Raw genomic sequence first — 6,769 nt, 5'->3', positions numbered from 1 at the left:
CCCGGGTTGCGCCCGGGATCAAGCTGCACTGTCTCTGTGAGCAGCACGGTTCCACGCCCGTCGATGTGGAAGCCACCGCCCTCGTTGACGAGCGGACTGTCCGCTACCGGCGTTCCGGCATACGCGGCGACTGCCCGGCCGACGTGCTGGTCCTTCTCCCACGCGGCCCAGTGCTGGGCACCCCAGCCGTTGAAGATCCAGTTCACGGCGGCAACGGAGCCGTCAGTCCGGTGCACGAACGTCGGCCCTGAGTCACGCACCCAGGCGTCGTCGAGCTCGGCCTCCTGGACGGTGATGCCATCGCCGAGCATGCCGCGGGCGGACTCAGCGTCGGCAGGATCGGCAAGCACAGTCACCGGCTCATAGCGGGCGATCGTACGGGCAACGTTGGTCCATGCCGCGCGCGCCCAGCCCAGGCTCTCGCTGCCGGCTGCCCCGAAAGTGTCGTTGGCCGGGGGGAACGCCATCCAGGTGCGGTCATGCCGCTCCCACTCACCGGGCATTGTCGTCAGCACCGCGGTCGTCATTTCAGTAGCTGTATTCACGGTTTCGCCTTCAGCCGATGAGGGCGCGCTGCTTGGTAAGCGCCGTCGCGATGTTCCGTGCGGTGAACTGGCCCATCCGGACTGCACCGTCGACGTGCTGGTAGCCCTCCGCCGCGAGGTCGGAGCTCGACCAGTGAATGGGACCAACCGGCGTCAGCTGGTGCTTGCCGTAGCGGGTCAGGCCGCCGAGGTCGTAGCTGGCGGCGTAGGCGCCGCGCGTCCATTCCTCCGAGCCCCAGTCGGAAAGGTAGAAAACCTCCGGCTCCAGCGCCTTCGGCCCCAGGAACGCGGCGATTGACTTGAGAATTTGCCGACGGCGGTCTTCCTCGGAGAGCTCAAACATCGCATCGGCCTTCTCATCGGAAATGAAGGCTACGAGTGTCCCGCGGCTGTCCTGATGGTTGGTGTTGTCATACACCTCCTGCACGATGGACCCGGCGCTGAACCCGGTTCCGGACAGGCCGTCCTCGCGCCAGAACGGCGTCGGGTAGACCGCATGGACCTTGATGACCAAGCCAAGTGACTGGTGCTGGTGCATCTGGTGCTGGCGGCGCGGCAGTGGCGGCTCATAGGAAACGCGCGAGTAGAGGTTCGGCGGGACAGCCATGATGGCGTACCGGGCATGAACGGTGACATCCTCCGCGAGAGCGGTCACGGAAGTGGTTCCGTCTGTGCCCTCCGACCAGCGCAGCGTGCGTACGGGACTGTTCAGTACGACGTCGTCCCCCAGCTCTGCTGCCATGCGCTCGGATACCGACTGCATTCCGCCGACCACGCGCTTGTCGAGAATGAAATCTTCATCGACCAGGTGTGAGAAGGAACCGGCCGAGGCGGCCATCAGGACGGCCTGCAGGGCGGAGAATGCGTGAGCAGGCTTGGTGAGCATGCCGCCGGCGATGAAGAGGCCGATGTTGTTGCAGGCTTCCTCGTCGTCGGACTGCTGGCGGAGCCAGTGGTGGAAGGAGATGGTGTCGAGCTCGCGCGCCTGCGGGTGCTCCCACGGCGCTTTCGGGTCCATCAGCGCTGTCAGACGGTCAAGTTCCTCAATGAGGCGAGCCATCTCAGCGCCGGTGCGGCGCCCGACGGGGAACATGTCTCCGGTGTAACGGACGGCTTCTCCGTCGGCTCCGATGTAGACCGACTCACCCTCCCGGTAGCGGGAGTAGGTCTGAAGCCCCAGCTCGTCGAGGAGGCCGATCAGCGCAGTCTGGTCCGGGGACACCCACTGTCCTCCGACCTCAAGGACTGCTCCGTCGATCACGTCAGTGTGCGTGCGGCCGCCCACGCGCCCGCGAGCCTCAAGAACAGTTACGGAATGGCCGGCCTTCCGCAGCTCCCTCGCTGCTGTCAGTCCTGACGGTCCGGCTCCAACGACGACGACGTCGCTTTCGATGATCCTCATGATGTCCTCTCTACGCGGCGAGTGCCGCTGCATAAAATGAATCATATTCATTTATTTCCGATTACTGTAGAGGACAGGGCAGAGTTTGAAAAGCCCCGCGCGCTAACAGGCCCACCGAAGGACGGGAAAATGACGCTTGAAGATTTGTCACCCGTGACGCCCGAACCCCGTCGCGCCGGCCGTCCGGCCAGCAGGGTGCTGACCCGCGAAAGCATCACATCGGCGACCCTCACGTTGCTGGACACTGTCGGGTACGAGGGCTTCACCATTGCCGCACTCGCGCGCCATCTGAAGGTGGCGCCGTCGGCCCTGTACAACCACGTCGAATCCAAAAAGGACGTACTGATCTGGGTCCAGGACCACCTCATGGGACGCGTCAACACGAAGGCCTTTGAGGACCGACCCTGGGATGAAGCCGTCCGCGAATGGGCGTGGTCCTACCGTGAAGCGTTCGCTGCACACGCTCCCCTGGTGCCTGTCATCGCCGTCATGCCGGTGGGCGGCGCCTACGAGACCCTGCGGATGTACGAGGAGGTGACGCGGGGACTTCTCAGAGCGGGCTGGCCCCGGGAACGGGTCATCTCGACCATCGTTGCCGTCGAGTCCTTCATCTACGGCTCGGCCATGGATGTCTCCGCACCGACCAACATCTTCGACCCCGGTGCACTCGCGGATGACTTCCCGCTCTTCACCTCGGCTGTCACAAGCAACTCCTCCGCTACCGCCGAGCGCAGCAGCGCCGATGACGCGTTCGACGTCGGACTGGAGGCGTTGATCGTCGGCCTCCGGACACGGCTTGAGAGCCTGCGCTCCCCCTCAGCCTGACCGACAAGAGAGAAGGATTCATGCCCCGCCCCCGGTCCGCATTGCTGTCTGTCGAACTGATCGTCAATGCCGCCCTGAAGCTGGTCGACGAAACGGGCGACTTCAGCTTTCCCCGAATCGCGCGGGAGCTTGGAGTGAGCCAGTCCTCGCTCTACAACCGCATCGAGAGCCGCGAACACATTATCGAACTGCTGCGTGCACAACTGTTCGAAGAAATACCTCCACAGCCAGTGGCGGATCAATCGTGGCAAGATGCCGCGAGAATGCTCATACGGTCCTACCGCGATCGCTTCGCCCAACATCCCAAACTCGTACCGCTCCTCGTGACGCAGACGGTGCACGCGCCGGTGGTCATGGGAATGTACGAAGATCTCGCACTCACCTTGGAGCGGTCCGGACTGCCGACGGAAGACATTGGCCCTGCTATCGCATCCATCGACTACTTCGCCCTGGGCGCGGCGTTGGATGCCACCGCCCCGGACGAGGTCTGGGATCCGTCCCCGGAACAGTTCCCTGCCCTGAGACGAGCAACAGCTTGTTCAGGAACATCAGCGGAGCGGGTAGCACGTGCGTTCAACTTCGGGCTGGATGTTTTGGTGGCCGGCATTGAAATGCGGGCGAAACAAGAAATTTACTGAAAGCCTTTCAGAAACTCTTGCGGCAGGTTCACCCGGGTCCCATACTGAAACGAACGCCGTTCGTTTCCGTGACGGCTCTCACACTCTGATAGATCGAGGCAACTATGACTGACCTTGCCAGTCCCCCAGCAGGAAACCGGGTTCCACTGACTGCAACCCGGGCCATCTCCACCTTCGGAATCACCGTCGTCGGCTTCATGACGGCGAATCTCATTCCGGTCATGATCCTTGCACTCGGCGATCTGGGCTACAGCGCCACCGGCGCAGGCACACTGATGACCGCCTGCCTCCTCCTCTCCGCGCTCTCGTGCCTCGCAACGTCGCGATGGACGGCAAAGACCGGTCGCTACGTCGTCGCCCGCGTAGGTCTGGGGCTTACCGCCCTGGGATTCGGCACCGCGGCACTGGTGCCCGACGCGCTCATCGCAGGCATCGGGATCATTCTCGCCGGCCTGGGCAGTGGAGGTGCCGTCGCAGCCGGCGGAGCCGCGCTGGCCGCACTGCGCAATCCGGACCGCGCGTCGGGAATCAGCGGCTTCACCAACCGGGCGATCGTCGCCGTCGTACTGTTCATCATTCCCGCAGTCGGCATCGCCATGGGCAGTGCGTTTGGAATCCTGGCGGGGCTGGCTCTCGCCGCACTCTTCACAACGGGCTGGCTTCCCGACCGCCCTGCCCACCCCATTGAAGACCCTGCCGCACAGGCCACCGATGTGTCAGTGAAGCCGTCCCGCTCCGTCACAATCGCTGGCTTCGGCCTCCTGACCTGCTTCGCAATCTGGGCGCTGGGTGAAGATTCCCTGTGGGCTGTCGCGGCCGTGATGGGCGAACAGCAGGCAGGTCTTGATGAGACAGGAATGGGTCTGGTTCTCAGCCTGTCAACGCTGGGAGGACTCGCCGCGGCTGCTGTTGTCAGTGCAGGCGGCAACCGGATCGGACGGACGATTCCTCTGGTGGCTGCGCTGCTGATCGGCGCTGCCCTCAAAATCTCCGCCGGGTTCGTCACTGATCCCCAGCTCTACCTGGCCGTCATCATCGCGTGGAACACCATCTACATCGTTGCGTTCCTCTACGTGGTCGCGATCGCGGCGGCACTTGACGTAACCGGCCGATGGTCCGCGCCAATCCTCGGGGTTTACCTCGTCGGATCCTCCTTCGCGCCGCTTTTCGGGACCGCCGTTTCCGAAACCTTTGGCTATCAGTCGCTCGGCATCGTCCTCGGCGCCATCTCCCTTCTCCTGCTTGTGCCGATGGCGCTGATCTCCCGTACCTCTCTCAAAGTCGAGCGGGCTGCCGCTGCCCATTCCACCCCTGAGACCGAATTTCCCCAAGCCGCCATTGCTTGATCTCCAGAACGGATAGTTGTGCCTACCAACCGAACCATCTACACCAACGCGTCGATCCTCACCCCCCGCGGAGTGGTTGACGGCTGCTCGTTTTCAGTGACGGGCAACCTCATCGAGGACGTTCAACCATCGGCAGCCGTTTCACCGAATCGGGAGGACGCCACTGTGGTCGACTTGGCGGGCCGCTTCGTCCTCCCCGGCTTCGTCGACGCACACACGCATCTCCTGATGCTGGGTCAGTCGCTGCAGAAGGTGCAGCTGCGCTCGGCAAAGACGGTGGAGGAGATCCAATCAACGCTGCGCACTGCCCGAGCGGAGAATCCCGACGCTCCACGGATCCTTGGGACGAGCTGGCTCTACAGTGCACTCGACGGGCAGGAACCCACCCGCCAGCTGCTGGATGCTGCCGTTCCGGACATTCCCGTCTACCTGGATGCGAACGACCTGCACTCCGTGTGGGTCAACTCGGCCGCGCTGGCGGAACTGGGAGTCACCTCCGACACCGCTGATCCGCTCGGCGGCAGCATCACGCGCGATCCGGACTCCGGAGAAGCGACGGGCATGCTCCTTGAGACAGCCGCCCAACAGATCGTCTGGCCGGCCCTGGCAAGGCAAGCTACGGATGCCGACCGCGACTCCTGGCTGGACAGCGCCATCAGCCACTACTTGGCCAGCGGCGTAACGAGTGCCGTCGACATGGCCGTAGGCGAAGACGATCTTCAGGCATTCCTGCGTGCGCAGTCCCGTTATGGAACCCTCCCCCTCCGGATCAAGGGCCATTGGTTCATCCACCGGCGGGAGACCGTTGCGGAGAATCTCGCGCAGGTATCCCATGCCTCCGACCTGGCACGGGAGATCACTTCGCCGACCCTGAGAATCACTGGGATCAAGCTGATGATCGACGGTGTGATCGACAGTTGCACCGCATCAATGAAGGAGCCCTACGCCGACGGAACCAACGCAGAGCCGGTATGGGACCGGGAAGCGCTGATCCCGGTCGTGACTGCGGCCGATGCCGCCGGCCTGCAGATTGCCATCCATGCGATCGGTGACGAGGCATCCAACATAGCCCTCGACGCGCTCGAAGAGGCGTACCGCGTCAACGGTTCGCGTGACCGACGGCACCGCATTGAGCATCTGGAAACAGTCACAAAAGAAAACGTGGAGCGTCTTGCCCGGTTGGGGCTCGTCGCGTCGATGCAGCCCGTCCACGCCGACCCTGCAGTGCAGGAGAACTGGCGTGCGGTGCTGAACGATCACCGCATCGAACGCGGATTCCCCTGGACGGAGTTCACGGCAGCGGGCGCAACCCTGGCCCTCAGCACTGATGCGCCGACTGCACCGTACGAGCCGCTTCCGAACATGTACATCGCCACCACCCGGAAGTCCGCTCTGGACACTTCCCTCCCCGCCAACTTCCCGAAGTACGCACTCGGATTGGAGGACGCCCTGCAGCACGCAACCCGTGACGCCGCCTTCTCCTGCCGCGCGGAGTTCGAGGAGGGCAGCATCGCCCCGGGCTTCCGGGCTGACTTCGTCATCCTGCGAGCCAACCCCTTCAAGCAGGAGCTCGAAGGACTTCTCGAGAACGGCCCCACGACCGTCGTCGTGAATGGAGAGGTGCAGTACCAGGCAGCGTCCCTTTCGGAGGGAACCCTGGCAGCACGTTCCTCATAACGCCAACGGAAGACCCGGGCGCCCTTGATGAAACAAAGGGGCCCGGGTCTTGTCATGTGCGCGCGCAACCTCTACTGTGATGCAGGTAATAATGAACGGCGTTCATTATTGAGGACTTTCCCAAGGGCGGTACCGCCCGCATCATCAAAAGGAGTGTGGCTTGCAATGACGCAGCCCTCACAGTTGAACGGCCGCACCGCGTCGTCCGTACCGAAGCCGCCCGCAGAACGAAGCCTTCGCAGGGTCCTGGGAGTTCCCGGACTGGTCGTCTTCGGACTCGCCTACATGGTTCCCCTGACAATCTTTACGACGTACGGGCTGGTGACCACCATGACG

The 6,769-nt window shown here is 63.5% G+C and carries 6 protein-coding genes; 4 read left to right on the top strand and 2 right to left on the bottom strand.

Annotated features, from left to right (window positions below; genetic code table 11):
- Nucleotides 1-545 (bottom strand): agmatine deiminase family protein (locus RIF85_RS09555; protein WP_309071678.1); only part of this gene is annotated, 545 nt, incomplete at its 3' end.
- A 10-nt stretch (nt 546-555) separates the two neighbouring features.
- A complete protein-coding gene (locus RIF85_RS09550) occupies nt 556-1,947 on the bottom strand; it encodes an NAD(P)/FAD-dependent oxidoreductase (RefSeq protein WP_309071677.1) in 1,392 nt (463 codons plus the stop codon).
- 129 nt (nt 1,948-2,076) lie between these two features.
- On the opposite strand from RIF85_RS09550, the gene RIF85_RS09545 reads away from it, so the two are divergent.
- The 4 genes from RIF85_RS09545 to RIF85_RS09530 all read left to right on the top strand — a co-directional run bounded on the left by RIF85_RS09545 (nt 2,077) and on the right by RIF85_RS09530 (nt 6,433).
- The gene (locus RIF85_RS09545) at nt 2,077-2,772 is read left to right on the top strand and encodes a TetR/AcrR family transcriptional regulator C-terminal domain-containing protein (RefSeq protein ID WP_309071676.1); all 696 of its coding nucleotides are present in this window, start codon (nt 2,077-2,079) and stop codon (nt 2,770-2,772) included.
- A gap of 20 nt (nt 2,773-2,792) precedes the next feature.
- Complete coding sequence (locus tag RIF85_RS09540; protein WP_309071675.1) at nt 2,793-3,410, top strand: TetR/AcrR family transcriptional regulator C-terminal domain-containing protein; 618 nt, start codon at nt 2,793-2,795, stop codon at nt 3,408-3,410.
- A 104-nt stretch (nt 3,411-3,514) separates the two neighbouring features.
- Nucleotides 3,515-4,756: an MFS transporter gene (locus RIF85_RS09535; protein ID WP_309071674.1), complete on the top strand. Its 1,242-nt coding sequence runs from the start codon at nt 3,515-3,517 to the stop codon at nt 4,754-4,756.
- A gap of 18 nt (nt 4,757-4,774) precedes the next feature.
- Nucleotides 4,775-6,433: an amidohydrolase gene (locus tag RIF85_RS09530; protein WP_309071673.1), complete on the top strand. Its 1,659-nt coding sequence runs from the start codon at nt 4,775-4,777 to the stop codon at nt 6,431-6,433.
- The last annotated feature ends 336 nt before the right edge of the window (nt 6,434-6,769 follow it).

The sequence above is a fragment of the Arthrobacter sp. genome (assembly GCF_031179385.1).
Taxonomy (GTDB): Bacteria; Actinomycetota; Actinomycetes; order Actinomycetales; family Micrococcaceae; genus Arthrobacter_D.
This window is presented reverse-complemented; position numbering and strand designations above follow the sequence as displayed.

Coding starts and splice junctions, on each gene's coding strand:
- RIF85_RS09550 (WP_309071677.1), bottom strand. CDS start 1,947: ATGAGGATCATCGAAAGCGACGTCGTCGTCGTTGGAGCCGGACCGTCA.
- RIF85_RS09545 (WP_309071676.1), top strand. CDS start 2,077: ATGACGCTTGAAGATTTGTCACCCGTGACGCCCGAACCCCGTCGCGCC.
- RIF85_RS09540 (WP_309071675.1), top strand. CDS start 2,793: ATGCCCCGCCCCCGGTCCGCATTGCTGTCTGTCGAACTGATCGTCAAT.
- RIF85_RS09535 (WP_309071674.1), top strand. CDS start 3,515: ATGACTGACCTTGCCAGTCCCCCAGCAGGAAACCGGGTTCCACTGACT.